General features: G+C 73.5%; 26 protein-coding genes. 12 read left to right on the top strand and 14 right to left on the bottom strand.

All coding sequences use genetic code 11. From position 1 onward, the window contains the following. Positions 1-90: 90 nt before the first annotated feature. Positions 91-2652 (bottom strand): DEAD/DEAH box helicase, encoded by a 2562-nt coding sequence (locus J7523_RS04515; RefSeq protein WP_291882774.1) that lies wholly within the window; start codon positions 2650-2652, stop codon positions 91-93. Between the two features lie 59 nt (positions 2653-2711). Between J7523_RS04515 and J7523_RS04510 the strand changes: the two genes are divergently transcribed. Continuing rightward, positions 2712-3449, top strand: coding sequence for a glutamine amidotransferase (locus J7523_RS04510; RefSeq protein ID WP_291882772.1), 738 nt, complete (start codon positions 2712-2714; stop codon positions 3447-3449). Between the two features lie 72 nt (positions 3450-3521). Here J7523_RS04510 and J7523_RS04505 read toward each other — a convergent pair whose 3' ends face one another. Both J7523_RS04505 and J7523_RS04500 read right to left on the bottom strand, forming a co-directional pair. Then, positions 3522-4508 (bottom strand): zeta toxin family protein, encoded by a 987-nt coding sequence (locus J7523_RS04505; protein WP_291882769.1) that lies wholly within the window; start codon positions 4506-4508, stop codon positions 3522-3524. Further along, entirely contained in the window at positions 4505-4984 is a 480-nt protein-coding gene (locus tag J7523_RS04500) for a hypothetical protein (RefSeq protein WP_291882765.1), read from the bottom strand. Before J7523_RS04500 ends, J7523_RS04505 begins: the two co-directional genes overlap by 4 nt. A 134-nt stretch (positions 4985-5118) precedes the next feature. Here J7523_RS04500 and J7523_RS04495 point away from each other — a divergent pair, with 134 nt between their 5' ends. Beyond that, positions 5119-5745, top strand: coding sequence for a hypothetical protein (locus J7523_RS04495; protein ID WP_291882762.1), 627 nt, complete (start codon positions 5119-5121; stop codon positions 5743-5745). Between the two features lie 135 nt (positions 5746-5880). Here the strand turns inward: J7523_RS04495 and J7523_RS04490 are convergent, their stop codons facing one another. The 8 genes from J7523_RS04490 to J7523_RS04455 all read right to left on the bottom strand — a co-directional run bounded on the left by J7523_RS04490 (position 5881) and on the right by J7523_RS04455 (position 14414). Further along, entirely contained in the window at positions 5881-6315 is a 435-nt protein-coding gene (locus J7523_RS04490; RefSeq protein WP_291882760.1) for a DUF4913 domain-containing protein, read from the bottom strand. Next, positions 6312-8060 (bottom strand): TraM recognition domain-containing protein, encoded by a 1749-nt coding sequence (locus J7523_RS04485; protein WP_291882757.1) that lies wholly within the window; start codon positions 8058-8060, stop codon positions 6312-6314. Before J7523_RS04485 ends, J7523_RS04490 begins: the two co-directional genes overlap by 4 nt. Next, positions 8057-9526, bottom strand: coding sequence for an ATP/GTP-binding protein (locus tag J7523_RS04480; protein WP_291882954.1), 1470 nt, complete (start codon positions 9524-9526; stop codon positions 8057-8059). Before J7523_RS04480 ends, J7523_RS04485 begins: the two co-directional genes overlap by 4 nt. 110 nt (positions 9527-9636) lie before the next feature. Continuing rightward, positions 9637-11118, bottom strand: a complete 1482-nt coding sequence (locus J7523_RS04475; RefSeq protein WP_291882952.1) for an SCO6880 family protein — start codon at positions 11116-11118, stop codon at positions 9637-9639. A gap of 16 nt (positions 11119-11134) precedes the next feature. Continuing rightward, positions 11135-12733 carry a hypothetical protein gene (locus J7523_RS04470; protein ID WP_291882754.1) on the bottom strand — a complete coding sequence of 533 codons (1599 nt, stop codon included), beginning with the start codon at positions 12731-12733 and terminating at the stop codon, positions 11135-11137. Further along, positions 12733-13488, bottom strand: a complete 756-nt coding sequence (locus J7523_RS04465; protein WP_291882751.1) for a hypothetical protein — start codon at positions 13486-13488, stop codon at positions 12733-12735. The genes J7523_RS04470 and J7523_RS04465 overlap by 1 nt, the downstream gene beginning before the upstream one ends. 4 nt (positions 13489-13492) lie before the next feature. Beyond that, positions 13493-13786: a hypothetical protein gene (locus tag J7523_RS04460; RefSeq protein WP_291882748.1), complete on the bottom strand. Its 294-nt coding sequence runs from the start codon at positions 13784-13786 to the stop codon at positions 13493-13495. Positions 13787-13796: 10 nt separating this feature from the next. Then, positions 13797-14414 (bottom strand): DUF6668 family protein, encoded by a 618-nt coding sequence (locus tag J7523_RS04455; protein WP_291882746.1) that lies wholly within the window; start codon positions 14412-14414, stop codon positions 13797-13799. A gap of 125 nt (positions 14415-14539) precedes the next feature. Here J7523_RS04455 and J7523_RS04450 point away from each other — a divergent pair, with 125 nt between their 5' ends. From J7523_RS04450 to J7523_RS04440, 3 genes are read left to right on the top strand one after another with little or no spacing between them, the layout of a single operon-like run. After that, positions 14540-15199: a hypothetical protein gene (locus tag J7523_RS04450; protein ID WP_291882743.1), complete on the top strand. Its 660-nt coding sequence runs from the start codon at positions 14540-14542 to the stop codon at positions 15197-15199. A gap of 4 nt (positions 15200-15203) precedes the next feature. After that, positions 15204-16250 (top strand): M23 family metallopeptidase, encoded by a 1047-nt coding sequence (locus J7523_RS04445; protein WP_291882740.1) that lies wholly within the window; start codon positions 15204-15206, stop codon positions 16248-16250. A gap of 23 nt (positions 16251-16273) precedes the next feature. Further along, the gene (locus J7523_RS04440; RefSeq protein ID WP_291882737.1) at positions 16274-17146 is read left to right on the top strand and encodes an FHA domain-containing protein; all 873 of its coding nucleotides are present in this window, start codon (positions 16274-16276) and stop codon (positions 17144-17146) included. 6 nt (positions 17147-17152) lie between these two features. On the opposite strand, the gene J7523_RS04435 is transcribed toward J7523_RS04440, so the two are convergent. Together J7523_RS04435 and J7523_RS04430 are read right to left on the bottom strand one after the other, a co-directional pair. Continuing rightward, a complete protein-coding gene (locus J7523_RS04435) occupies positions 17153-18193 on the bottom strand; it encodes a heparan-alpha-glucosaminide N-acetyltransferase domain-containing protein (protein WP_291882733.1) in 1041 nt (346 codons plus the stop codon). A gap of 65 nt (positions 18194-18258) precedes the next feature. Then, entirely contained in the window at positions 18259-19149 is an 891-nt protein-coding gene (locus tag J7523_RS04430; protein WP_291882730.1) for a 3-methyladenine DNA glycosylase, read from the bottom strand. Between the two features lie 68 nt (positions 19150-19217). On the opposite strand from J7523_RS04430, the gene J7523_RS04425 reads away from it, so the two are divergent. The 5 genes from J7523_RS04425 (at position 19218) to J7523_RS04405 (ending at position 23288) form a co-directional block, all read left to right on the top strand. After that, on the top strand, positions 19218-19604 hold the full coding sequence (locus J7523_RS04425; RefSeq protein WP_291882727.1) for a DUF1304 domain-containing protein: 387 nt from the start codon (positions 19218-19220) through the stop codon (positions 19602-19604). A 73-nt stretch (positions 19605-19677) separates the two neighbouring features. Next, positions 19678-20499, top strand: coding sequence for a methyltransferase domain-containing protein (locus J7523_RS04420; RefSeq protein ID WP_291882725.1), 822 nt, complete (start codon positions 19678-19680; stop codon positions 20497-20499). 128 nt (positions 20500-20627) lie between these two features. Further along, positions 20628-21857, top strand: a complete 1230-nt coding sequence (locus J7523_RS04415) for a methyl-accepting chemotaxis protein (protein WP_363266473.1) — start codon at positions 20628-20630, stop codon at positions 21855-21857. Positions 21858-21893: 36 nt separating this feature from the next. Further along, a complete protein-coding gene (locus J7523_RS04410) occupies positions 21894-22493 on the top strand; it encodes a hypothetical protein (protein ID WP_291882723.1) in 600 nt (199 codons plus the stop codon). Positions 22494-22502: 9 nt separating this feature from the next. Beyond that, a complete protein-coding gene (locus tag J7523_RS04405) occupies positions 22503-23288 on the top strand; it encodes a fumarylacetoacetate hydrolase family protein (protein WP_291882720.1) in 786 nt (261 codons plus the stop codon). Positions 23289-23291: 3 nt separating this feature from the next. Here J7523_RS04405 and J7523_RS04400 read toward each other — a convergent pair whose 3' ends face one another. Continuing rightward, positions 23292-23486 carry a hypothetical protein gene (locus tag J7523_RS04400; RefSeq protein ID WP_291882717.1) on the bottom strand — a complete coding sequence of 65 codons (195 nt, stop codon included), beginning with the start codon at positions 23484-23486 and terminating at the stop codon, positions 23292-23294. A gap of 117 nt (positions 23487-23603) precedes the next feature. On the opposite strand from J7523_RS04400, the gene gltX reads away from it, so the two are divergent. Continuing rightward, complete coding sequence (gene gltX, locus J7523_RS04395; protein ID WP_291882714.1) at positions 23604-25112, top strand: glutamate--tRNA ligase; 1509 nt, start codon at positions 23604-23606, stop codon at positions 25110-25112. Continuing rightward, complete coding sequence (locus J7523_RS04390; protein WP_291882712.1) at positions 25109-25849, top strand: HAD family hydrolase; 741 nt, start codon at positions 25109-25111, stop codon at positions 25847-25849. The genes gltX and J7523_RS04390 overlap by 4 nt, the downstream gene beginning before the upstream one ends. Positions 25850-25851 lie beyond the last annotated feature (2 nt).

The following is a 25851-nucleotide window of genomic DNA, read 5'->3' as shown; positions in this document are numbered from 1 at the left end:
CCACGGTAGGCCGCCCGCCGGTGCTTGTCATCGCAGGAAAGGCTGCCCTGAACTGCGCAAACACAGGCAAGCCTTGCCTCAGACGACGGGTCAGAGGGGCCCCACGGCGACCACCCGGAGCTGCACCTCGCCCGTCTCGTCGGACCCCGCGAGGTCGACCACCGCGTCGATCCTCCAGTCGTGGTCGCCCTCGGGGTCGTCCAGGAGCTGACGCACCTCCCACGTCGCGGCGCCGGTCGTCACGAGGAACAGCCCGGGACCGCGAGCCGGGGGGCCGGTGAGGACGACCTCGTGGTCGTCGTAGTACGGGTCCATCGCCTCGGCCCACCGCTCGGAGGTCCAGGCGACGTCGTCGGCGTCACGGTCACCGAGCGCGGCCAGTGCGCCGTACTGCTCGCGGGCGACGAGCTCGACGCGCTTGAACAGCGCGCCGCGCACGAGCGCCCGGAACACGCGCGGACTCGCGGTGATGGGCTCGGGGGTGTCGTCGTCCGTGCCGCCCGGAGCGTCGGCCCCGTGCTCGTCCAGAGGGTTGCTCAGGCGTTCCCACTCGTCGAGCAGGCTCGAGTCCGTGCGGCGGACGAGGTCGCCGAGCCACTCGACGACCTCCCACAGCTCCTCCGTGCGGGCGTCCTCGGGGACCGTCTGGCGCAGCGCGCGGTACGCGTCGGCGAGGTAGCGCAGCAGCACACCCTCGGTGCGGTCGAGCTGGTAGTGCGACACGTACTCGGCGAACGTCATCGCGCGCTCGTGCATCTCACGGACCACCGACTTCGGCGCGAGCGCCAGGTCGGCGACCCACGGGTTGGTCGTGCGGTACGTCGCGAAGGCTGCCTCGAGCAGCTCGGCCAGCGGCCGCGGGTACGTGACGTCCTCGAGCAGGGCCATCCGCTGGTCGTACTCCAGGCCGTCCGCCTTCATCGCCGCGACCGCCTCGCCGCGGGCCCGGTTCTCCTGCGCGGCGAGCACCTGGCGCGGGTCGTCGAGCGTGGCCTCCAGGACCGAGACGACGTCGTGCGCGTAGGCCGGGTCGTCGCGGTCCAGGAGGTCGAGGGCCGCGAACGCGAACGGGGACAGCGCCTGGTTGAGCGCGAAGTTGGGCGGCAGGTCGTGCGTGAGGCGGACGGTGCGGCGGCGGCCCTTCGGGGCGGACGGGTCGTCGACCCACACGCGCTCGACGACGCCGGCGGCCCGCAGCGAGCGGTAGACGGCCACCGCGCGACGCACGTGCCGGCCGCGCGCGCCCTCGGGCTCGTGGTTGTCCGTGAGCAGCTTCACCATGTGGGCCACCGGGTCGCCCGGGCGGGCCAGCACGTGCAGCACCATCGCGTGCGACACCTGGAAGCTCGACGTGAGCGGCTCGGGCGGGGCGTCGCGCAGCCGCTCGAACGTCTTGTCGGTCCAGTTGACGGCACCCTCGGGGGCCTTCTTGCGGACGATCTTCTTGAGCTTGCGGGGGTCGTCGCCCGCCTTCTCCAGGAGCTTGCGGTTCTCGATGACGTGCTCGGGGGCCAGCACGATGACCTCGCCGACCGTGTCGAAGCCCGCGCGGCCCGCCCGTCCGGCGATCTGGTGGAACTCGCGCGCCGACAGGTGCCGCATCCGGACGCCGTCGTACTTCACGAGGCTCGTGAGGACCACCGTGCGGATCGGGACGTTGATGCCCACGCCGAGCGTGTCCGTGCCGCACACCACGGGCAGGAGGCCCTTCTGGGTGAGGCGCTCGACGACCCGGCGGTACTTCGGCAGCATCCCCGCGTGGTGCACGCCGACCCCGTGCCGCAGCAGCCGGGACAGCGTCCGGCCGAACCCCGGACCGAACCGGAACGCGCCGAGCTCGGCCGCGATCGCGTCCCGCTGCTCCCGGCTCGCCAGGGGAGTCGACAGCAGCGACTGCGCGCGCTCGACGGCGTCCTTCTGCGTGAAGTGCACGACGTACACGGGGGATCGTCGGGTCTTCACGAGCTCGTCGAGCAGCTCGTGCAGCGGCTCGACGGCGTACGTGAACGTCAGCGGCACGGGGCGCTCGGCGTTCGTCACGACTGCGACAGACCGGTCGGTGCGGCGCGTCAGGTCTTCCGCGAAGAACCCGACGTCGCCGAGCGTCGCGGACATGAGCACGAACTGGACCGTGCTGAGCTCGAGCAGAGGGACCTGCCACGCCCAGCCCCGCTGCGGGTCCGCATAGAAGTGGAACTCGTCCATGACGACCTGGCCGACGTCGGCGTCGTCGCCGTCGCGCAGGGCCAGGTTGGCGAGGATCTCCGCGGTGCAGCAGATGATCGGCGCGGTCGGGTTGACCGACGAGTCGCCGGTCATCATGCCGACGTTCGTCGAGCCGAACGCCTCGACGAGCGCGAAGAACTTCTCGCTCACCAGCGCCTTGAGCGGGGCGGTGTAGAACGTGCGCCGGCCCTGGGCCAGCGCGACGAAGTGCGCGGCGGTCGCGACGAGCGACTTCCCCGATCCGGTCGGCGTCGACAGGATCACGTGCGAGCCCGTGACGAGCTCCAGCAGCGCCTCGTCCTGGTGCGGGTACAGCGACAGTCCGCGCTCAGCCGCCCACTCCGTGAACGCCTCGTACAGCGCGTCGGCGTCGGTCGGGTCGGCGGGGATCCGGTCGGCGAGGGTCGCGGTCGAGGTGGCGGGCACGCCCGATCCTCGCACGCGCTCGCAGCGCCGGGTCACCGGTGGCTGGCTAGCCTCGGGGCATGAAGCCGTTCGTGCTGCTGGCTTCGCGCGCCGAGGACAAGGCGGCCGACGGGGAGTACGCGGCGATGCTGCGCTACGGGGGGCTGCGGCCGCAGGACCTGCGCCGCATCCGCATGGAGGCGGGCCCGATCCCTGCCCTCGACCTCGACGAGATCTCCGGGATCCTCGTCGGCGGCAGCCCGTTCGACGCCAGCACGCCCGAGGAGGACAAGTCCCCGACGCAGCGACGCGTCGAGGAGGAGGTCGCGGTGCTTCTCGACGACGTGGTCGACCGCGACCTGCCGTTCCTCGGCGCGTGCTACGGCGTCGGGACGCTCGGCGTGCACCAGGGCGGCGTCATCGACCGGACGTACCCCGAGCCCATCGGGGCCGTGACGATCACGCTGACCGCCGAGGGCCGTGCAGACCCGCTGCTCGCGCAGGTGCCGGACACGTTCGACGCCTTCGTCGGGCACAAGGAGGCGTGCACCGTGCTGCCGCCGACCGCGACGCTCCTCGCGTCGTCCGCGACGTGCCCCGTCCAGATGTTCCGGGTGCGGCAGAACCTCTACGCGACGCAGTTCCACCCCGAGCTGGACGTCGACGGCATCATCACGCGCCTCGGCGTCTACCGGGAGTACGGGTACTTCCGTCCGGTCGACCACGACGTGCTCGCGGAACGGGCGCGTCGGTCTCACGTCTGGGCGCCACCGCTCGTGCTCGCCGCGTTCGTCCGGCGGTACGCCGTCGACGCCTGACCGTCGCGTCCGCGGTCGGGCTACCGTGCGCCGCGTGCCGCCGGTCGCCTGCCAGGTCCTCCGCCGACCCGCTCAGTCGCCGCGGCTCGTGGTGTGGCGAGGCTGGACGCTCGTGTGCCTCGTGCGGGTGACCGGCTTCGCCGCGCGAGGGTCGGGCGTCGGGGTCAGCGGTGCGCCCGGCCGGCTGCGGTGCAGGTCGGTCTCGAGGTTGCGGGGCTGGTCGGCAGCGGCACCGCGGTACCGCCGGAACCGGCTGACCTCGGGGCACGTGTGGGCCAGGTTCTCGGCGGAGTGCTCGGGGCGGGACTTCCCGTCGGGACCGTCGAAGACGTCTCTGGCGTACTCGTCCGGGACCCAGCGGCCACCGAGGTCGTCGGCACCCTCAAGCGCGGCCACGTAGTCGTGCTCCCACCGGTTCGCGATCGACTGCGCGGACGCGTCGTAGGGGATCTCGACGTCGATCACCTCGACGTCGTAGCCCGCGCGCGCCAGCATCTGGCCGAGCGCGGCGGCCTTGTCGGGGTCGGCGAGCACACCGTCGATGATCAGGTTCTCGCCGTTCGCGATGGCCTCGTTGCGCAGCCGCTTGGCCAGCAGCGACGACTCGTCGTGCACGAGGGAGGCCATCTCCATGGGGAAGAACTTCTCGCCGCCCGCCTCGAGCTGCTTGATCTCGTCCGGCTTGATCGTCGACTCGTACGAGCCGTCGGCCACCGCCTGCCGCAGCAGCTTGGCCTTGAACTCGTCCGGGTCCACCCGCAGGTAGGTGTCCACGCCGTCTCCGAGCGCCTGCTTCAGCACCGTCGACTTGCCTGCTCCTGGCGGGCCGGCGAGGACGATCGCGCGACGCTCGCGAGCCACGTTCGGCTGGGACGCCCGGTACTCCGCGAGGAGTCGGTCGTGCAGGTCGAGTCGGCTCGGCATGGGGTCTTCGGGCGTGGCGAACCACTCGGGGTTGGTGATCGTCGTGCGCGGGTTGTCCATCGACAGTGCGCCGCCAGGTTCGCTCAGTCGGCGGACGGTGTCCCTGTGGGCAGCGACCTGGTCCTGCGTGCTCACGTGTTGAGCGTTCCGCGGCGAGCTCCGGCGGAGCGGATCACCTTTTCGTACGCCTCGGCGTCGATGAGCCGCAGGCCGTACGCCCGTTGTACCTCGTCGGTGGTCCCAGGAGGGTCGATCAGCAGGTCGTCGAGGATGTTCTTGGCCCGGTCCTGGGGGAGGTAGTCCCAGCGGGAGAGCTCGTCGATCATCTGCTCGCGGGTCAGGTATCCGGCCGCGTAGCGCTGGGCGACCTCGAACGGGCTGGCCGACGAGAAGCCCGGGACGGGGTCGGGGACCTTGGCGGCGGACTTGAGCGCCTGCTCGACGGACTCGGGCGTGACGCCGAACCTCCGGGCGATGTCGACGGCCGAGAGCACCTGAGCCAGCGGACGCAGCGCTCGCAGGTAGTCGAGTCGATCGACCAGCGAGCGCAAGTGCAGCACCCGTACGGCCGTGACCTGCTCGTCCACCCCGGTCGTGTCCTGATTGTCCATGCCACACCTCCGCGCGGGACGCTACCGGACCGGCACCACCCGTGACCCCGATATCCACAGACGATCGTCGATAGGGTGACCGCGATCGCCGTGCCGAGCACGGAACGGGCCGAGTCGACGACGGTGGAGGTCGTGTGCGCGAGCAGGACGAGGACCGGACCGCGGCCGAGGCGAGGTCGCGCGTGCCGAGGCAGGACGCCCACCGCGCGGGCGGCGACGTGCGCGAGCGGTTCGGCGTCGACCTCACCGGGCAGGCGACCGCCACCGGTGCCGCACGCGACGCCACGGCACGTGCCGAGACGCTCCGGCGGCAGGCGGACGTCCAGCGGGCGCTGGCACGCGACGACCGCGGCCGGGCCGTGCAGCTCGAGGAGGTCGCGGAGACCACGGCACGGGGCGCCGAGCACGTGGAGCACCGGGAGTACGGGGTGGGCGCCGACGAGGCGGAGCACGGTCCGACCACGGACGACGCCGTCGTCGATGCAGCCCACGAGGGAGCCCGGGTCGCGTACGACTCGGGTGAGCGGCGTGACGCGTGGGCGTCGGACCTCGAACGTCGCGGCGTGGACCGCGAGCTCGCCGCGGGCCGCATCCGGGCAGACGTCAGCAACGCCCACCCCCCGACGCACGCGACGCGTGGACGCGACACGGCGACGCGGACGGCGGGTCGCAGCGGGTCGACCACGGCGCGGACCCGGACGGCTGCGCGCGCGTCGACGCGGACAAGGTCCGCCGGGCCTGCGCCGACACGGAGCCGCTGAGGCGGAAGCCGGCGACGCAAGCTCGCCATCGGGAGCCGTCCGAGGGCAGAGCGAGGGTCGCTCGATGGACCGCGCCGCGCCGCCTGGCACGAGACCCCGCTGAGGGACCCGCCGTCGCGTTGCAGCCCAGGACGGCTAAGTCGCCACCCGCACGTCAGGGAACATCGCCTCGGGCGGTGCCGCGTACGGCAGCGGGTCGCCCCGCCGGCACGTGTCGGCGTCGCCCGTGGCCCCGGCGAACGGCCCGTCCGGGTCCAGCAGGACGCCCATGTGGTAGTCCGCGTGGTCCCGGAACCACTCGCTCATCCCGGTCGCTGCGTCGAGCCGCAGGGCCTCCCACGACCGCCACAGCGCCTCGAGCCGCACGACGGCCTCCTCCGACCGCCACCACTCGGCCGCCCAGCACCGGCTGCGCCCGTCGACCCGCCGCTTGTACACGTGCCGCAGGTAGTCCCGGACGAACTCGTCGACCGAGCCGAAGTGCAGCGCGCCGTCCAGGCCCGGCGTCACCGGGGTGCCGAGGAGCTGCCCGTCGACCGCCGCCCAGTCGGCGTCCGCGTCGTACGTCATGCGCGCTCCTCGGCCTCGGCGAGCACGGCGCTCGCGGACGGGTCGTGCGCGGCGATCGACGCGCGCACGGCAGTCGCGTGCGGGCCCGTCATCCAGGGCTGCGTGCGGATCAGCGTGGGGCGAGACCCCGACGCGAGCACGAGCGCCCGGCCCTTGGGCATCGCCGCGAGATCGGCGACGTCGAGGATCCGGTCGCGCTGGAGCTGCTGCGAGACGGTCCGCTGGCCCTTGGTGGTCGAGACGGACGACGCGCGCCGGTCGTAGTCGCCGACGAGCTTCGAGAGGTCCTCGAGGAACGCCGCGTCGCTGACGCCGCCGCCGTAGACCTTGACGTTGGCGGCCGACCACAGCTTCTTCATGCCGTGCTCGCCCCACACCTCCACGCCCTGCGACCACGACTGGAGGATCGTCATGAGCACGATCCCGCGCGAGCCGTAGTGGCTGTACAGGTTGGGCAGCTCGCGCCAGCGGCACACGTTCGCGGCCTCGTCGAGCACGCCGACCAGCGGGACGGAGAGCCGGCCGCCGGGGGAGCGTGCGGCGAGGTCCTCGGCCGCCTCGACGATCGCCACGGTGAGCGCCGTGACGAGCGGTCCCGCGGTGCCGCGGCCCTCCTTGGAGAGCGAGTACAGCGTGCCGCTGGCCTGGACCAGCTCGAGCGGGTCGAGCCTCGGACGCCGGTCGGACGGTCCGTCGGGGGAGATCCAGCGCGCGACCGCCCGGCTCGTGAGGCACGACGCCATCTGCTGGGCCGTGCCGTAGATGCCGCCGCGCTGCTTGTCGGGCGCGGTGATGACGCCCGCGACCTGGTCGGCGGTGAGCCGGTAGCCGTGGTCCCGCAGGATGTCGACGGGGGTCTCGTCCGTCGGGCGGGTCAGCCACGAGTAGGCGTCGGTGATCGCGCGGCCGTCGAGCGCCGCCGCGAGCAGCAGCCCCGCGAGCAGGTCCTGACCGGCAGGGTCGAAGAACGCGTCCGTGCGGGCGCCCGGGTCGCGCGAGCCCGCGGCGAAGTGCTCGGCGAGGCGGGCGGCGCGGACCTCGTCCGTCACGTAGCTCAGCGGGTCCCACCACCACGTCGGCTCCTCGAGGGCGATGCCCTGCGGGTCGAAGACCCACACCGGGCCGCGCTCGGTGCGCAGGTCGCGCGTCGCGTCCACGACGTCGCGCTTGTTCGACGTCACGAGCACTCCGCCCGGTGCGTCGAGGATCGCCGGGACCGCGCGGCTCGTCGTCTTGCCCGTGCGCGGGCCCCAGATGTCGACGTGCATGTCCTCCCACGAGCCGTACAGGGGCTCGTTGTTGCCGACCGCGCGCCCGACGAGCACGCCGGGGGAGCCGTCGACCCCCAGGCGCGTCGCGGTCGCGCCGGCGTTGCGCCGGCTCAGGGCCTCGACGTCCTTGCCGCGCCCGAGGAACCCGGCCGCGCGGTCCACGCGGCTGCGCGAACCCCGGACCGACCGCACGGACGCCCGTCCGACGAACGCCAGCAGCGCCACGACGACGACCAGCCCGACGAGCACCCAGGTCCCGGAGGACGGCCACGCGACGGTGCCCTTGAGCAGCCCGAAGAACACCTCGAACGGGCCGGTGGGGACGCCGGCCGAGGCCCCGTCGAGCGCGTGACCGACGCGCACGGCGACCCACGCACCGCCGACCACGACGACGGCGACGGCGACCGCGACGCACACGAGCAGCGTCTCGCCGGACAGGCCGCCCGGGTCGCGCCGGCGGTTGTTCGGGCTCACAGGGCGCCTTCCTGCGCGGGGACCGGCTGGGCGGCGGCCGAGCCGATGCGGGAGCGGTCGTGCCAGAGCTTGTTGGTGTCGTTGATCGACGCCTCGGCGGCCGTGAGCTGTACCGACACCGGGATGCCGGGGCGGCCGCCGACCTTGACGAGGAACTTGCCGCGCCCGGGCGGCTCCGCCTCACGACCCGTCGCGGGGTCCCAGGCGGGCGGGTCCTGCCACCCGACGAGCAGCTCCTGCTCGGCCCGCGAGAACGGCACCGCCGCGGTGAGCTGCGGCATCTCCGCGGACGGAAGACCGCCGCAGATCACCATGCCGGAGCGCTCGACGAAACCGCGCGCCTTCATCCGGTCCTCCTCGGTCGGCAGCGCGAGGAGGTCGCTCATGGTGTGCGAGATCATCGCCATGCCCACGCCGCGCTGCCGGTTGAGCCGCGTGAGCGCGTCGACGCGGTCGACCATGCCGCGGCCGGCCCGCAGGGCGCGCCACAGCTCGTCGAGGATCACGAAGTAGTGCCGTCGCGGCTCGAGCCCCGCGTCGGCCAGGGCGTTCGCGACGTTGACCGTGCCGAACCCCGCCGACCAGCACGCGAGCAGCGTCGCGGCCTGCAGGTCCATCTCGGAGTCGTCGATCGCGGACACGTCGTAGACCACGGGCGCGTCGCGCTTCATCGGGTTGGTCGTCGGCCGGGAGAACGTCTCGCCGAGCCGGCCGCCGCCGACGAGGCCGATGAGCGACGCCTCGAGGTTCTCGGTGATGGCCCGGTAGCGGGTGTCGTCGCCCCGGTCGAGCGCGACGGCGCGGACCTCGTCTGGCCCCTCCTGGACGACGCGCAGCAGGTCGCCGAGCACCGGGACGCCCGGATGCCGCTCATCGAGGACCTTGAGCGCCCGGTCGAGGATCGTCTCCTCGCGGTCCGTGGGCGGGGCGGACCGCATGATCGTGAGCAGCGCCGCGACCATCGTGTGCCGTCGTCCGTGCGCGTCCGCCAGGACCTGCTGGCGTGCGGTGCCGGACAGCCGCGCCGCCGCCGCCGTGGCCTCCCCGGGGTCGAGCACGTTGAGGTAGCCGCGTCCGCGGCCGAGCGTGATGACCTGGCCGCCGAGCGCCTCGATGAGGTCGACGTAGTCGGGCTTGAGGTCGCCGAGCACGAGCGGCATGACGCCGTACCCAGCCAGCCCGAGCGCCATCCGGCGGATGAGCGTCGACTTGCCGAGGCCCGGCTTGCCGAGCACGAACGCCGACGGGTTGCTGATGAGCTTCGCGCGCTGGAACCAGCTGATCGGGTCGCAGCACAACGTCGCGCCGGTGTGGATGTGGCGGCCGATGGGCACGCCGACCATCGGGGTGCCGGCGCCGATCGAGAACGGCCACAGGCCGCAGACCTGCACCGTCGTCCCGCGCCACTCGTCCGCGGCCTGCACGTACGACGACGTCCCGCGGCCCCGGCCCAGCCAGCCGCGCATCGGCGGACGCTGGGGACGGATCTCCTCGGGGGCGGCCGGCGCCTTCGTGGACTTCCTACGGCGCAGGTCCGGCCCGGTCGTGTCCTTGGTGGTCGCGGCCCGACGTCCGCTCACAGCTTGTCCCGCAGCTCGGCCGGCACCTTGATGTGCTTGGACAGCACGAGCCCGAGGGGGAGGGCCGCCGCGAAGGCCGAGTCCTGCGACCCGTACACCGGGCGGAGCCGGAGCCGGGCGGTGGCGGACAGGCTGTCGATCGCCGCGCGGGCGTCGGCCTCCTGCCGGCGGTCCATCACGGTCGCCGTCACGAGCAGGCCGAAGTTCACGAGCCCCGCGCCGGACGCCTCCTCCGCGGCCGTCGCGGCGGCGGCGCGCACCGCGAGCACGTCCCGCGCAGCGGGCTTGGTCGTCGACGTCTGCCGGAACTCCGCGGCGCGCAGGTCCGTCTCGACGAGCGCGGCGGCACGGGCGGCGTCGATGGGCCGGTACAGGAGCGTGACGCGCTTGCGGGCGATCTCGCGGTGCGGCGCCAGGAATCGCGCGAGCACGCCTGACTGGACGGTGCCGCGCGGTGCCGCGGTCATCGACCAGGTGACGCTGTACGCCGAGTCGTGCCGGTAGCCGTCCCACGCCGCCTCGTGCGCGGTGGGGCCGACGTCGGGCCACGAGAGCTCCGGGATCTCGCCCGCGGCGTGCGCCTCGTCGATGAGGCTTGCCGACGCCGGGTCGTACGCGATGCGGACCGTCTCGCACAGCTCCTGCGCGCTCAACGGGTGCGCGGCGCCCGCGCCCGTCGCCTGGAGCGTCTGGGTCATGGCGGGCAGCCGGGAGGCGAGCTCGCGGCCCATCTCCTCGACCGTCCTGCGCTTGCCGCCGACCCGGGCCGCGGCGGTGAACGTGACGGAGACGAACGCCTTCACGGTCGACGAGCCCAGCGGGTACCGCGCCACCGCCTCCTCCAGCATCGCGCGCGCGAACGGCGGTGCGTTCGGGTCAAGGTTCATCTCGACCTCGCGCCGCAGGCGCGTGCCCGAGTCGGGGGCGGTCTCGATCGTGACCGAGGCGGCCTCCAGGCCTGGCTCGTCACCCAGGTTGGCGAGCCAGTGGCCCCACCCGGCGACCCAGACGTCGATCTGCTCCTGGTCGACGAGCGACGCCCCGTCGGGCTCGGTGCCGAACACGACCGAGTAGCTGCCCGTCGCGGGTGTGTAGAGCAGGGCGAACGGCCGGCCGTACGAGTCGGTGTGCTCGCTCAGCCGCGTCGGCGCGGCCAGGCCCGGGAGCTGGTAGGTGCCCCACAGCGCACGGCCGAGCGGGCCCGAGCGGTACAGGTGCGTGCCCCGGGACCGCGACTGCCACCACGCGGCGCGGGCACCCGTGCGGCTGATGAGGTTCTTGCCGTGCTTGTCCTTGGTCAGCACCGCGAGCATGACGCCGCCGAGCACCGCCGCGGTGACGAACCCCTTGAGCGGGCCGCCGACCATCACGACCATGACGACCACGACGAGCCCGCCGAGCAGCATCGCCGTGCCGACCGAGCCGAGGCCCATGAGGCCGGGCGACGTCGGCTGGCGCCAGTTGCCGTAGGTCCGCATCTCCCGCGCGGTCGGGTCACTGACTGCCACTGGGGCCTCCCTCTCCTGTCGCGTGCTCGCCAATGCTGCGCGCGGCCGCTGCCCCCGCCTGTCCTGCCTTCTTCGCGACGTCCAGCGCAGCGCCTGCCGCGATGCCGACCGGTCCGGCTGCCGCACCAGCTGCGGCGGCACCGCCGCCGGCGGCGGCACCCGCGCCAGCACCCGCCCCGGCGCCCGCGCCCGCACCGCCGGCGGTCGCTGCCTGCGCACCTCCGCCCGACCCCGTGCCCCCCGCCATGCCCCCCGCCTGGGGTGAACCGTTCTGCGCGCCTGCGGTCGGGGTGTTCATGGCGGCCTGGCCGGTCGGGGTCCCGGTCGACCCGGACGGTGACCCGCCACCCGACCCGCCCCCGTCGCCCCCGGCGGACCGCCCGAGGTTCTGGGCGCCGGTCGGCAGCGACGCCAACCCCTCGGCGGCCATCGCGCCGCCACCCGCGCCGCTCGCGAGCGACCCGACCATCGGCGTCACGAACCGCATGAGCGCGGGCATCGCGAACAGGGCGAGCACCATGAGGATCAGGCCCATGAGGACGGCGAGCAGGCCCGTGCCGTCATCCGTGAACGCAGGGGTCCCGACGAGCTGGAACGCCGCGGCGTACACGATCGCCGCCGCCGGCTTGTAGAGGATGAAGGCGACGAGCCACGAGACGCACTTCTGGAACCAGGTCTTGCCCATCTCGGTGTTCGTGGCCGAGGCGGCCAGGGGCAGGATGCCCGTGAGGATGACGAGCATCCCGCCGCGCGCCACCATCAGGACGATCTGGACGGCGGTCGCGAGGATCGCGACGAGCCCCAGGATGATGACGAGCATCGATCCCAGCCCGCCCGACGACGCCGTCAGCGGGAGGATCAACGAGATGTTCTCGCCGAAGCACGAGGCGGTCGCACCGTCTCCGCAGTCGACTGAGCGGTTGATGATCCAGATCGAGAACGAGTCGGCCGCCGCGACGAGCAGACCGACGATGGTCACCCCGGCGCCCGCGACGACCACGAGAGTGAGCAGGCTGCGCAGGACGTCCTTGCCCGGCGACGCCCGCTGCTCCCACGCCATGCGCGCGCCGCCGATCATGATCGACAGGACCGCCCCTGCGCCCACGTACCACCACAGCGAGGACTGCAGGAATCCGACGGTCCCGGCGGCGTTCCGCGGTCCCGACGGCAGCAGGCCCGCGACCAGCGCGCTCGAGCCTGCGATCAGCACGACGCCGCCGAGGATCAGGCCCAGCTTGCCGATCGCCGCGATGCCTTCGCCGGCCCGCAGACGCGTCGCGATGACGGCGCCGAGCGCGAACAGGGCGAGGATGGCGGCGGTCAGGGCGATCCACTTGACGTAGCCCAGCGTCCGCGCGAAGTCGTCGGAGCCCGGCGGCGCTCCGGCCGCGGCGGTCGTCCCTCCCGAGGTGGTGAGGTTGACCGTGCCGATGTGCACCCACGCGGTCCCGAGCGCGGCCACCGTCTTGCCGAACGCCTCCATGACCGCGCCGGCGACGTTCGCGATCGCGTCGCCGACCGCGCCCTCGACGAGGCTCTCGCCCCAGCAGGCGGGCGTGTACCCGAGGACCCCGTCGCAGTTCATTACGGAGCCCAGGCGACGTAGCCCGCGAGGTCCGGGATCTTCGCGACGTTGAGCGAGCTGTCGGCGTCGGGGACGCTGACCTTCCAGTCCCCGTCCGCCCACACCATCGGGTAGACGGTCGACATGTAGCCGAGCTGGCCGGAGATGGAGTACCGCACGGCGAGGTCGACGGTCGCGCGCTCGCCGTCGTACGACAGGAGCCTGAAGCCGGCGATGTCCATGCGGGTACCGTTCGAGCCGGTCACGTTCGAGCCGGTGTCCTCAGCCAGCACGGCGTCCCGCCCGGGCCCGACCAGGAAGTACTCGGCCCACGGCCGGAGCGACGACTGGTCCGACGTCTGGGCGAGCGCGTTCGCCGCCGAGAACAGGGCGCCTTCGGGCGTCCGCGCAAAGCAGTAACGCACGCCGGCGTCCGACGTCTTGGCAGGCCCGAACTCGTCGGACGTCGGGTAGCCCGTGGTGCCCTGGTAGGCCCAGACCGCTTCCGGCGGCATCGACAGGCTGCCGTCGATCTCCTTGCCCCGCAGGCCGCACACGCTGTCCGCGTCGTCGTCGCCCGCCTCGTCGTCCTCCGGTGCGGCACTCGGCGCCACGGCGGTTCCCGAGGGAGCCACCGCGGCAGCGGTGTCGTCGTCTCCGAGGAACACCCGCCCGACGAGGACGCCGCCCACCACGAGGATCAGCGCGACGACGACCGCCGCCGCGACGAACCCCGGCCGGGAGAACGGGCTCTGCTCGGTGGAGTCGCTGCTCATCCGCTCAGGCCGACATCAGGAAGCCGACCAGGCTCCCCGCTGCCGAGATCACGATGACGCCGCCGAGCGCCATGCCGATCTTGCCGACGTGCTCGCCGCCCTCACCGCGGCGCGACTGCACGGCCATGAGCGCACCGGCGCCGATGAGGCCGAGGACGCACACGGCCAGGGCGATCCACTTGGCCCAGCCCATGATCGCGGTGAAGCCCTCGGTGCCGGGGGGCTGGACGGCGTCGGGGTCCGGGATCGCGGTGACGATGCGGGCAGCCGTGGCGGTCACGGTGGACAACAGGGCCATCGGGGTCCTCTCAGATGATGGTGCCGGTGGCACCGGGGTCGGCAAGCGATCGCAGGTCGCGGGCGAGGCGGGTGACCTCTCGCGGTGCGGAGTCGAGGGTCGGCGTCTCGCCGAGCCGCCACGACTCCGTCCACGGCACGGACCAGACGCGGGGGAAGCCGCCGCCGACGAGCTGGGCGAGCTCGCGCAGCGGCTTGGGGAGGCGGCCCGGCGCGTCGGCGACGAGGACGAGCCCGAGCAGGTCGAGGGGCTGGATGCGGCCGGACGCCCAGTGGGCGGCGGCCGCCTGGGCCGCGCGGAGGCCGCGGACGTGGGTCCGTGCGACGACGACGGCGCGGGGAGCGCTCCCGGCGGTCGGCACGACGGGCCAGGCGTGACCGGTGCCGCGCCAGCCGGGCACGAGCGAGCTGAGCGTCGTCTCACCGGCGCCACCGTGCGCGCCGACCCACCACACCGATGCGGGCGCTGCGAACCGCAGGAGCGGCAGCTGGTCGTCCGGATCGGGGAGCGGGACGCCCTGCTGGGGGCCGATCGGTCCCGTCGTCGGGACGACGACCCTGGTCACCGCCCTGGTCGCGGTGTCCGGTGCGCTGGCGCGGGAGACCCACGGGTTCGCGGTCTCGCTCATGTGCGGGACCTCCCCCAGGGTGTTCGATTCGGGCGGCACGCAACATAGCGGGCACCCGGTGGACAAGGCAACAAACCGGAACAAGCCACGTGAACCGCCCGATTGGTGCACTACCGTGGCCTGCCGTGCCCACTGGACGACGAGCGACGAACGACCTGACGTCCGCGAGAGACGCGGTCGACGAGCCGCCGTCCGGGCGCTCGAGCGGCCCTCGCAGCGTCGTCGTGCGGGCGACCCGCAGCGCCCTGCTGATCGGAGCCGGTGCGGTCCTTGCGCTGGTCACAGCCGCGTGCGGCTCCGGCTCCGGAGCCCCCGACACGGCCACGCCGACCGCCTCCGCGACCTCGTCCGCCTCTGCCGCGGTGATCCCCGACGGGGAGTTCACCGCCGCGCCGGACGGCGTCGTCAACGAGGACACGGGCGAGGTCGTCGGCGACCATGTGGTGCCCGAGTGGGACGCGCAGTCCCGGGAGGCGGTCACCCGGACGGCGGAGAAGGCGATGACGGCGTTCGCCCGACCGGGTATGGCTGCCGACCAGTGGTGGGACGAGCTCGAACCGCTGCTGAGCAGCGCGGCGCAGCTCGACTACTCGTACACGGACCCCGCGAACGTGCCGGCCAGCGCGGTCACCGGCCCCGGCACGCTCGTCGACGACTCGAGCGCGTACCTGGGCTACGTGGAGGTGCCGACGGACGCCGGGACGTACACCGTCGTCCTGTCCCGGCTCGACGGTGCCGCGCCCTGGCTCGTCGAGCGCCTGGCGCCGCCCGACGGGCAGGGCTGACCCGGTGCAGGGCCGTCCGTCGTGGCCGATCGTGCTGGTCGCTGCGGCTCCGTTGCTGCTGCTGGTCGTGGTGCTGAGCATCATGCTCGTCGGCAGCAGCGCGGACGCGGGGTGCGGCCCGGGCGGCGCGGGCGTGACGATCGACCCGTCGTCCGTGCCGGCCGGCTCGGTCTCCGGGTACAGCGGTGAGCAGCTCGTCAACGCGGCGTACGTGCTCAAGGCGGGCAAGGACCTCGGCCTGGACGTGCGGGACCAGACCATCGGCGTCATGACGGCGATGGGGGAGTCGAGCCTGCGCGTCATCGACTACGGCGACACCGCCGGCCCGGACTCGCGCGGGCTGTTCCAGCAGCGGGCGAACGGCGCGTGGGGCAGCTACGAGGACCGGATGGACCCGTACATCAGCTCGACGAACTTCTTCAAGGCGATGATGAAGATCCCGAACCGGGAGTCGCTCGAGCCGACGATCGTCGCGCACCGCACGCAGCGCAACGCGGACCCGTACCACTACACGAAGTTCTGGCAGCCCGCGGTCGACGTCGTCGAGTCGCTCAGCGGCGTGGACACCGGCCTCGGGTCGGGAGCCGGGACGGGGGCGTGCGGGGACCTGGTGCCCGGCGCGGTCAACGACCACGGCTGGGCGTCGCCGGGTGCCGGCCCCATCAACTCAGGTTTCGGCATGCGGCTCGACCCCGTGAGCGGTGCGTACACGCGCCTGCACGCGGGCGTCGACCTGCAGGCGGGCGGCTGCGACGGTCCGATCTGGGCCGCGCACGCGGGCAAGGTGACCTTCGCGGGGTTCTTCTCGGACGGCACGGGCGCGATCGTCGTCGACCACGGGGCCGACGTCGCGACCCGCTACCTGCACATGTACTCGTCGGGCATCCTGGTCCGCGTCGGTGACGAGGTGGCCGCCGGGCAGCAGATCGCCCGCGTCGGCAGCAGCGGGCACTCGACGGGCTGCCACCTGCACTTCGAGGTCCAGCTGCACGGCAAGAGCGTGGACCCCCAGCCGTTCATGTCGGCCGCGGGCATCACGCTGGGCAGCTGAGCCGACGACGAGAGGAGCGTGACGTGACGACCGAGACAGTGCCCCGCTGGCCGCGCATCGTGGCCGTCGTGAACCGCGACGCGACGGGTCGGCTGTCGGTCAACGGCACCGAGCGCGAGTGTGCGGCGGAGTCCGTCGACGCGCTTCGGGCGGGCGTGATCGCACGCTGCGTCGCGGTCGCGGTGACGATGGGCCGACCCGTGCAGCTCCTCGTCTCCGAGGACGGCGTGGAGTGGGCGCTCGCCGTCCGGCCCAACGGGGTCGTGCAGCCGCTCAACGACGACGGGACCGTCGACCCGCCCGGGGACGTGGTCGTCGCCGAGTCGCGCTGTCGGGCGTGCCGCCACCTGCAGCCCGTCACCGCCGCGGTGTGCTCGGCGTGCGGGGTCGACGAGCCCCTCGCGGTCGAGGTCGCCGCGGCTGAACCTGCTCCGTCCGGTGCCGAGCCGCAGGGGCCGCCGCCGGCGGAGCACCCGTCGGCACCGTCCGACGCGGCGCGCTCGTCCGTCGTGGACCCGCTCGGCAGGCGCGGCGAGCACCGGCCGACCGCGCCCGCGCCGACGACCCCGACAGCGCCCGCGCTGCGTCTCACCTTCCCGCCCCAGACGCCGATCGTCGTCGGCCGCGCGGCCGTGATCGGCCGCAAGCCCGACGCGGTCGGGGGCCGTCAGGCGGTGTCGGTCGAGAGCCCCCGGCGGATGCTGTCCCGCACCCACCTGCTGGTCGACCTCGACGACCAGGGCCGCATCCTCGTGACGGACCACCACTCGGGCAACGGCACGTACACGCAGGGCGAGGTGCCGCTGCAGCTCGCCGCGGGTCAGCCGTACGTCGTGGCGGCGGGCACCACGCTGCTGCTCGGCGACGTCCTCTGCACGCTCGACGTCACCGGGTAGCCGTCGTCACCCGACCCGCGTCGGCTCCTCCTTCTGCTCGTCCCGGGCCCCGACGTCGGCCGCGGCGGTCGAGACGCGGTGCAGCAGCCACTCGAACGGCCCGCGCCCCACGGTCGACGCCCAGAGCCAGCACAGCGCGACGGTCGTGCCGAGGAACGCGAGCCAGCCGGCGACGGTCGGCTGCCGGACGACGACGTCGCCGAGGACGGCGATCGCCAGGACGTGCACGGTGTACGCGGTCAGGGCGAGGGACCCGACGGCGGCGAGCGGTGCGAGCGCGCGCGGCCACCGGTCCCCGGCGGCCAGCGCACCGGCGAGGACGAGCAGTGCGACACCGGTGTTGCCGACGACCTCGAACGTCGTCGACGAGTGCGGTGCGGACGTCGCCAGGCGCTCGGGCCAGCCGAGCACCGCGCGGGCGACCCACGACCCGCCGTGGCCGAGCACCACGAGGCTGATCCCCGCGAGCGCGCCCGCCGCCCGCAGGTGCGGGGAGCGCAGGTCGCTGCGACCGACGGCCATGCCGACCAGCAGGTACGCCGTCCACACGAGCGCGGGGTAGTAGTGCCCGACGGCGAGGTCGACCACCTGGTTGAGCGGGCCACGCAGCAGGAGTGCGGCCAGCGCCTGGACGAGCGGCGGGCCGAGGAGCGCGAACGTCGCGGCGCCGAGGAGCAGCGCCGGCCGGGACCAGCGCAGCGCGATGCACCCGAACGTGAACATGAGGCCGTAGGTGGGAAGGATCACGGCGACCGGGGTCCCCAGGAGGACCAGCAGCTCGCCGAGACCGAGCAGCAGCAGCGCCCGGACGAGGACGCGCACGCGGGCCTGGACGAGCCGGGTGCCGGTCGCGACGTCGCGCCCGCCGGACAGCAGGGCGAGGGACACCCCGGCCAGCACGACGAAGAGGGACGCGGGCCGGCCGTCGGCGAGCTGCGCGAACCCTCCGGGTGGGAAGGGGACGTGGTCGTCGGGCCCCACGTGCGCCGTCATCATGCCGAGGACGGCGAGACCCCGGGCGACATCGACCCCCACGATGCGGCGCATGCCCGGATGCTATCCGCGGGCGTCATGACCGGTCGGCCACCACCGGCCCGCCGTCGGGCCAGCTGTCAGTGTGTGATCCCCACCGCGGCGCAGGCGTCGAGCAGCCTGGTCCGCAGCACGTCGGACCGGTCCGCGAAGTCCCTCTGCCGGCGCACGTACTCGGCCTTGCCCTGGGGCGTCTCGATCGCGACGGGCTCGAGCCCGTACGACGAGACGTCGTACGGGCTCGCCTGCATGTCGAGCGTGCGGATCTCCCGCGCGAGCTCGAAGGCGTCGAGCAGCACGTCGCCCGGCACGGCCGGGCCGAGCTTGGTCGCCCACTTGTAGACGTCCATCGCGGCGTGCAGGCACCCGGGCTGCTCGAGCGCGACCTGTTGCTCGCGGGTCGGCTGCAGCGCGTTGAGCGGGGTCGCCGCGGGTGTGAAGAAGCGGAACGCGTCGAAGTGCGAGCAGCGGATGCGGTGGGTCTCGACGACGTGGTCAGTCCCGGCGTCGCCGAGCCGCAGCGGCAAGGGGTGGCGGTGCTCGTCCTGCCGGTACACCATCGCCCACTCGTGCAGCCCGAAGCAGCCGGTGAACGCCGGGCGCGACGCGGTCGCGGACAGCAGAGCGACGACGAACCGGACGGTGTCGCCGCGGTCGGCGAGGAACGTCGCGACGTCGAGCGTCACGGCACCGTCGTCGTCCGTGCGGTACCAGCGCCACGCACCCTGCGGCGCGGGTCCGTCGCCGTCCGGCAGAAGCGTGACGCTCGCGCCGGGGTGCCAGCGCCGCAGGGCCGCGGGCTTGGTCGGGTAGTACTCGAAGAGGAAGTCCTCGACGGCGTGCTTCCGGCCGGCCGCGCGGCGCGCCCGATGGTCGGCGGTGAGACGGTCGGCCCGCTCGGCGTGCGCGGCGGCGAGGGGCACCCAGGCGCGGGCGTCGAGCGCGCGCGTGCCCAGGGCCGTCGAGGTCATGCCACCAGGGTAGGTCGGCCCCGCGGGCGGTCGTTGCCCGCGAGGTCCGCTGCCGGGAGACTGGCCGCGTGCTCGCCGCCGCCCTCGTCCTGGCCGCCCTCGCCGCGGCCCTCCACGTCGTGATCTTCGTGCTCGAGGCGGTGCTGTTCACGCGCCCCGACGTGCACGCCCGGTTCGGGACCAGGCCCGAGGACGTGGCTGCCGTCCGGCCGTGGGCGCTGAACCAGGGGTTCTACAACCTGTTCCTGGCCGTCGGTGCCACGGTCGGCGTGGTGCTGGCGGCGACCGGGGAGGAGCAGGTGGGGCTCGCGCTCGTGCTGCTCGCCTGCGGGTCGATGCTCGCGGCTGCCGGCGTGCTGGTCGCGACGGACCGTCGGATGGCGCGTGCGGCCGTGACCCAGGGCCTCGTGCCGTTGCTCGCCGTCGGCCTCTCGGTGGCCGCGCTCGCCGGCTAGGCGAGATCTCACGTATCGAAACAATCCGTTCCGTCCGTTGAAATCGAACCGTTTGAAATGGTTACAGTTCGTTGTGAACACGCCGGCGAACCCCGATGTCTACACGCACGGGCACCACGAGTCCGTGCTGCGCTCCCACCGGTGGCGCACCGCCGAGAACTCCGCCGGATACCTCCTGCCCGCCCTGGTTCCCGGCACACGGCTGCTCGACGTGGGCTGCGGTCCGGGCTCCGTGACGATCGACCTGGCCGCGCGGCTCGAGCCCGGTGAGGCCATCGGCGTCGACACGTCCGAGGCGGTCGTCGAGATCGCGCGCGAGGCCGCGAAGGAGGCCGGCTCGTCCAACGTGACGTTCGAGGTCGCCGACGCGTACGCGCTGCCGTTCGAGGACGACACGTTCGACGTGGTGCACGCCCACCAGGTGCTCCAGCACCTCACCGACCCGATCACGGCCCTGCGCGAGATGCGCCGCGTGACCCGGCCCGGCGGCCTCGTCGCCGTCCGCGACGCCGACTACTCCGGCATGACGTGGTACCCGCCGTCGCCCGGGCTCGACGAGTGGCTCGCGCTGTACCACGAGGTCACGCAGGCCAACCGCGCCGAGGCCAACGCCGGCCGGAAGCTGCTCTCGTGGGTGCGCGAGGCGGGCTTCGACCCGTCCGGGATCGTGCCGAGCGCAGGCGTGTGGTGCTACGCGACCCCCGAGGACCGCACGTGGTGGGCCGGGCTGTGGGCGGACCGCTCGGTGGCGTCCAACTTCGCCGCGCAGGCCATCGACCACGGTCTGGCCGACGAGGTCGGGCTCGAGCTCCTCGCCGACGCGTGGCGCGAGTGGGGCGAGCAGCCCGACGGCTGGTTCGCGGTGCTGCACGGCGAGGTGCTCGCCCGCGTCTGACCGGGTGCCCGCGCGGTGGTGTGACGTATCACCGTCGCCGAGCGGTCATCACCGGCCGGGTGCTGCCGATGGGACTCGCAACGAGGTGCATCCCGTCGCGCCTCCTCGCACCTGATCGGAAGCACCTCATGCGTGGTTGGCGCGGACTGTCCATCGGCAAGCGGATGTACGCGGTGTTCGGCGTGCTCACCGCCCTGACCTGCGCGGCGATCGGGCTCGGGGCCTGGACGGCCTTCGCCCAGCACGCGTACACGACCCGCATCGGGCGTCTCGCCGAGAGCGGCGGCGCGGGCGCTGCGGCCCTCGTGGCGGAGGCCGAGACCGTGCAGCGGCAGCAGCTCGGCGCGATGCTCGCGCTCGCCGTCGTCGCGATCGGGTTCGCGGTGTTCGCGGCCGGCAAGGTCACGCGCGACGTGAGCCGGCCCGCCGGCCGGATCCGCGACGTCGCCCTCGCGGTCGCGCGCGGCGACCTGTCGCAGCGCACGGGCCTCGACGGCGGCGGTGAGATCTCGCGTGCGGGCGCCGCGCTCGACGAGGCGATCGGGTCGATGTCGCAGCTCGTCGAGACGGTCACCCGCACCGCCTCGCAGACCACGGGCACCGCCGACACCGTGCGGGACGCGTCGCGTGCCGGTGCTCTCGCGGCCGGTGAGACGTCGGAGGCGGCCGAGGCCGTCGCCGCGTCCGCCCAGGAGGTGTCCCGCACCGTGCGGACCGTGGCCGCGGGCGCCGAGCAGATGGGCGCGTCGATCCGGGAGATCGCGCAGAACGCCTCCGAGGCCGCCAAGGTCGCCGCGCACGCCACAGAGGTGGCCGTCGCGACGAACGACCAGGTCGCGAAGCTCGGTCTGTCGTCGCAGGAGATCGGCAACGTCGTCAAGGTCATCACGTCGATCGCGGAGCAGACGAACCTGCTCGCGCTCAACGCGACCATCGAGGCGGCCCGCGCGGGTGAGGCCGGCAAGGGCTTCGCGGTCGTCGCCGGCGAGGTCAAGGAGCTCGCGTCCGAGACCGCCCGCGCCACCGAGGACATCGCGCAGCGCGTCGAGGCCATCCAGGAGGACACGACGGCCGCGGTCGCCGCGATCGCCGAGATCTCCCAGATCATCGAGCGGATCAACGACTACCAGCTGACCATCGCGTCGGCCGTCGAGGAGCAGACCGCGACGACCAACGAGATGTCGCGCGGTGCCGTCGACGCGGCCGGCCGGGCCGGGGACATCGCGGCGAGCATCACGTCCGTCGCCACGAGCGCCTCGACGAGCGCGCAGGCCCTCTCCGAGGTCGACGCGAGCATGGACGGCGTCGTCGCGCTCTCGCAGGAGATGGTGGGCACGATCGCGGCGTTCCGCGTCTAGCGCTCGACGGCGCGCCGCGGGTGCCACACTGCCGACGTGGTCACCGCCGCCGAGCTCGCGCGCCACGCCTACCTGCACGTCAGCGCGGCGCAGGACGTCGACGCGGGTCTGACCGCTGCGGAGGTCGCGCGCGTCGAACGGCACGGCGGTTTCCGCTTCGCCGCCGTGCACCGTGCGTTCCTGCGGCTCGGCGTCCCCGTCGGCCCGGGCTGGCCGCGCTGGCGTGCCTGGGACGGCCTCGAGCCGCTGCTCCGGATGCCCGTCGACGGTGTCGTGCGGGACGTCCACGAGCACGGGTTCTGGCTTCCCGGGTGGGGAGCCAGGCCGCGCGCCGCCGACGAGCGCGAGGCCGTGGCCCGGCGACGGCTCGCCGACGTGCCGCGACTCGTGCCCGTGCACGGCGTGCGATACCTGCCTGCGTCGCCGACGGGCGTCCACGCGCCGGTGCTGTCCGTGTGGCGAGGCGACGTCGTCGTGCTCGCCGACGACCTGCTCGCGTTCGTCGAGGCGGAGCTCGCGCCGGGCGGCGGACCGGACCGGTGGCCGCCGCGCGGACGGTCGGTGCACGTGCCGTTCTGGTCTGACCTGGCCGAGGGCCCGGACTCGCCGATGTGGATGCCCCGACGGACGCCCTAGGCTTCGAGCGTGCGCATCGCGAGATTCACCACCGGAGGAGACCCCCGCTACGCCCTCGTCGAGGGTGAGCCCGGCAGCGAGGAGCTCGTCGTCATCACGGGCGACCCGCTCTACACGCCGGTGCAGCCGACGGGCGAGAGCATCCCGCTCGACGACGACGCCGTGCGGCTGCTCGCGCCGGTGATCCCGCGCTCGAAGATCGTCGGCGTCGGCCGCAACTACGCCGACCACGCCAAGGAGATGGGCAACGAGCTCCCGACGGCGCCGCTGCTGTTCCTCAAGCCCAACACCTCGGTGATCGGGCCGGACGACCCGATCGTGCTGCCGGACTGGACCGAGCACGTCGAGCACGAGGCCGAGCTCGCCGTCGTCATCGGCAAGGTCACGAAGGACGTCAGTCCCGAGCGCGCGCTCGACCACGTGTTCGGCTTCACCGTCGCCAACGACGTCACCGCGCGCGACATCCAGCGCGCCGACCTGCAGTGGACCCGCGCCAAGGGGTTCGACGGCTCGTGCCCCATCGGCCCGTGGATCGTGCCCGGGCTCGACGTGGACGACCTCGCGGTGAGCGCGCGCGTCAACGGCGAGACGAAGCAGGACGGCCGGACGTCGCAGATGGTGTTCGACACCGCCTACCTGGTGTCGTACGTGTCCGAGGTGTTCACGCTGCTCCCGGGCGACGTCATCCTCACCGGCACGCCTGCCGGGGTCAGCCCGATCGTGGACCGCGACGTCGTGGAGGTCGAGGTCGAGTCGATCGGGATCCTGCGGAACCCGGTGCTGCGCCGCAGCTAGCAGTCAGGCCCGGCTCGTCGCGAGCACGGGAACCGACGCGCGGAGCAGCCGGAGGTCCGGCGGGTCCCACGGGTCGATCGCGTCGTCGTCCGGCACGGCCGGCGCGGGCAGGGCAGCGAGGTCGGAGGGCAGGAGGACCTCGCGGAGCCACGGCGTCACGTGCGCCGTCGCGCGGGTCGTGCCCGGGTGGCTGGACATGGTGCAAGGCCTCTCGTCGTCGAGCGGGGCGCCTGTGCGCCCGTGTGGAGAAGGACACCCTCGGGCCTCCGGTGATACGTCGACGGGGTCCTGCGTCGACGCAACTACCCTGGTCCCGTGACCACCCCCGCTCCTGCCGGCTCCGCCGTGCGCGTCCGCTTCTGCCCGTCGCCCACCGGGACGCCGCACGTCGGCCTCATCCGCACGGCGCTGTTCAACTGGGCGTACGCCCGCCACACGGGCGGCACGTTCGTGTTCCGCATCGAGGACACCGACGCGGCGCGCGACTCGGAGGAGAGCTACCTGCAGCTGCTCGACGCGCTGCGCTGGCTCGGCCTGGACTGGGACGAGGGTGTCGAGGTCGGCGGCCCGCACGAGCCGTACCGGCAGTCGCAGCGCTACGACCTGTACGCGGACGTGGCGCGCCGGCTCGTCGAGGGGGGGTACGCGTACGAGTCGTACTCGACGCCCGAGGAGATCGAGGCGCGTCACCGTGCCGCCGGTCGCGACCCGAAGCTCGGGTACGACGGCTTCGACCGTGACCTCACGGACGAGCAGGTCGCGGCGTTCCGCGCCGAGGGCCGTGAGCCGGTGCTGCGCCTGCGGATGCCGGACGACGACCTCACGTTCACGGACCTGGTCCGCGGGGACATCACGTTCAAGGCCGGCTCGGTGCCGGACTACGTGATCGTCCGGGCGAACGGGCACCCGCTGTACACGCTGGTCAACCCGGTGGACGACGCGTTCATGGGCATCACGCACGTGCTGCGCGGCGAGGACCTGCTGTCGTCGACGCCGCGGCAGATCGCGCTGTACCGCGCACTGCTCGACCTCGGCGTCGCGAGCGTCGTCCCGCAGTTCGGCCACATGCCGTACGTCATGGGGGAGGGCAACAGGAAGCTGTCGAAGCGCGACCCCGAATCGAACCTGTTCCTGCACCGCGACCGCGGCTTCACCCCCGAGGGCCTGCTCAACTACCTCGCGCTGCTGGGCTGGGGCATCTCGCCCGACCACGACGTGTTCACGCTGCCGGAGATGGTCGCGGCGTTCGACATCGCCGACGTCAACCCGAACCCGGCGCGCTTCGACCTCAAGAAGGCCGAGGCGATCAACTCGGCGCACGTACGCCTGCTCGAGCCCGACGACTTCCGCGACCGGCTCGTCCCGTACCTGCACCGCGGCGGCCTCGTGCCGACCGACTCGTACGCGGACCTCGAGGCGTCGCACCGGGCGCTCCTCGACGCGGGCGCCCCACTCATCCAGGAGCGCATCACGCTCCTCGGCGAGGCCGTCCCGATGCTCGGCTTCCTGTTCGTCGCGGACGACGCGCTCGTGATCGAGGACGACGCTCGCGGCGCGCTGCGCGACGACTCCGCCTCCGCGCTCGACGCCGCGACGGCCGCGCTGTCGGCGCTCCCGGACGACGGCTTCACGACGGCCGCGACGCAGGAGGCGCTGCAGGCCGCGCTCGTCGACGGGCTCGGACTCAAGCCGCGGTTCGCGTTCACCCCGCTCCGCGTCGCCCTGAGCGGCCGCCGGGTCTCGCCGCCGCTGTTCGAGTCCATGGAGATCCTCGGCAAGGCCTCGACGCTGGCGCGTCTCGCGGCGCTGCGCGCGACCCTGTGACGCGCGAGCCGCTCGTCGACGGTGTCCTGTTCGACATCGACGACACGCTCGTCGACACGCGCGGCGCGTTCGCGTCGGCCCTGGGCGTCGTCGCCCGACGTTTCCTGCCGGCGTTGCCCGCGGAGCGCGACGCCGAGCTGGTCGCCGTGTGGCGCGCCGACGTCAACGGTCACTACGCGGCGTACACGCGCGGCGAGGTCGGGTACACCGAGCAACGGATGGCGCGGGCCAACGAGCTGCACGCGCAGTTCGGCGGCCCGGCGCTGGACGGCGACGGCTACGCGCGCTGGAACGCCGTGTTCGAGGAGGGCTTCTCGTCGGCCTGGCGGGCGCACGAGGACGTGGTCGCGGTCGTCGACAGGCTGCTCGAGGCGGGCGTCGCCGTCGGGGCGTTGTCGAACGCGTCGGTCGCGTACCAGACCTCGAAGCTCGAGCGCGTCGGGCTCGTCGGGCGCGTGCCGATGCTCGTCGGCGTCGACACCCTCGGCTACGGCAAGCCCCACCCCGACGTCTTCGCGGAGGCGTGCCGCCGGCTCGGCACCGACCCGGCGCGGACCGCGTACGTCGGAGACGAGCTGGACGTCGACGCACAGGCCGCCCGGGCCGCCGGGCTGCTCGGCGTGTGGCTGGACCGGCCCGGCACCCGGCGGCACCCGATCACGGACGAGCAGATCGCGGCGGCCCACGTCACGGTGCTGCACGCCCTCGACGAGCTGCCGGCTGCGCTGGGGCTCTGACT

It is taken from the genome of Cellulomonas sp. (assembly GCF_017744555.1).
Lineage (GTDB): Bacteria > Actinomycetota > Actinomycetes > Actinomycetales > Cellulomonadaceae > Cellulomonas.
This window is presented reverse-complemented; position numbering and strand designations above follow the sequence as displayed.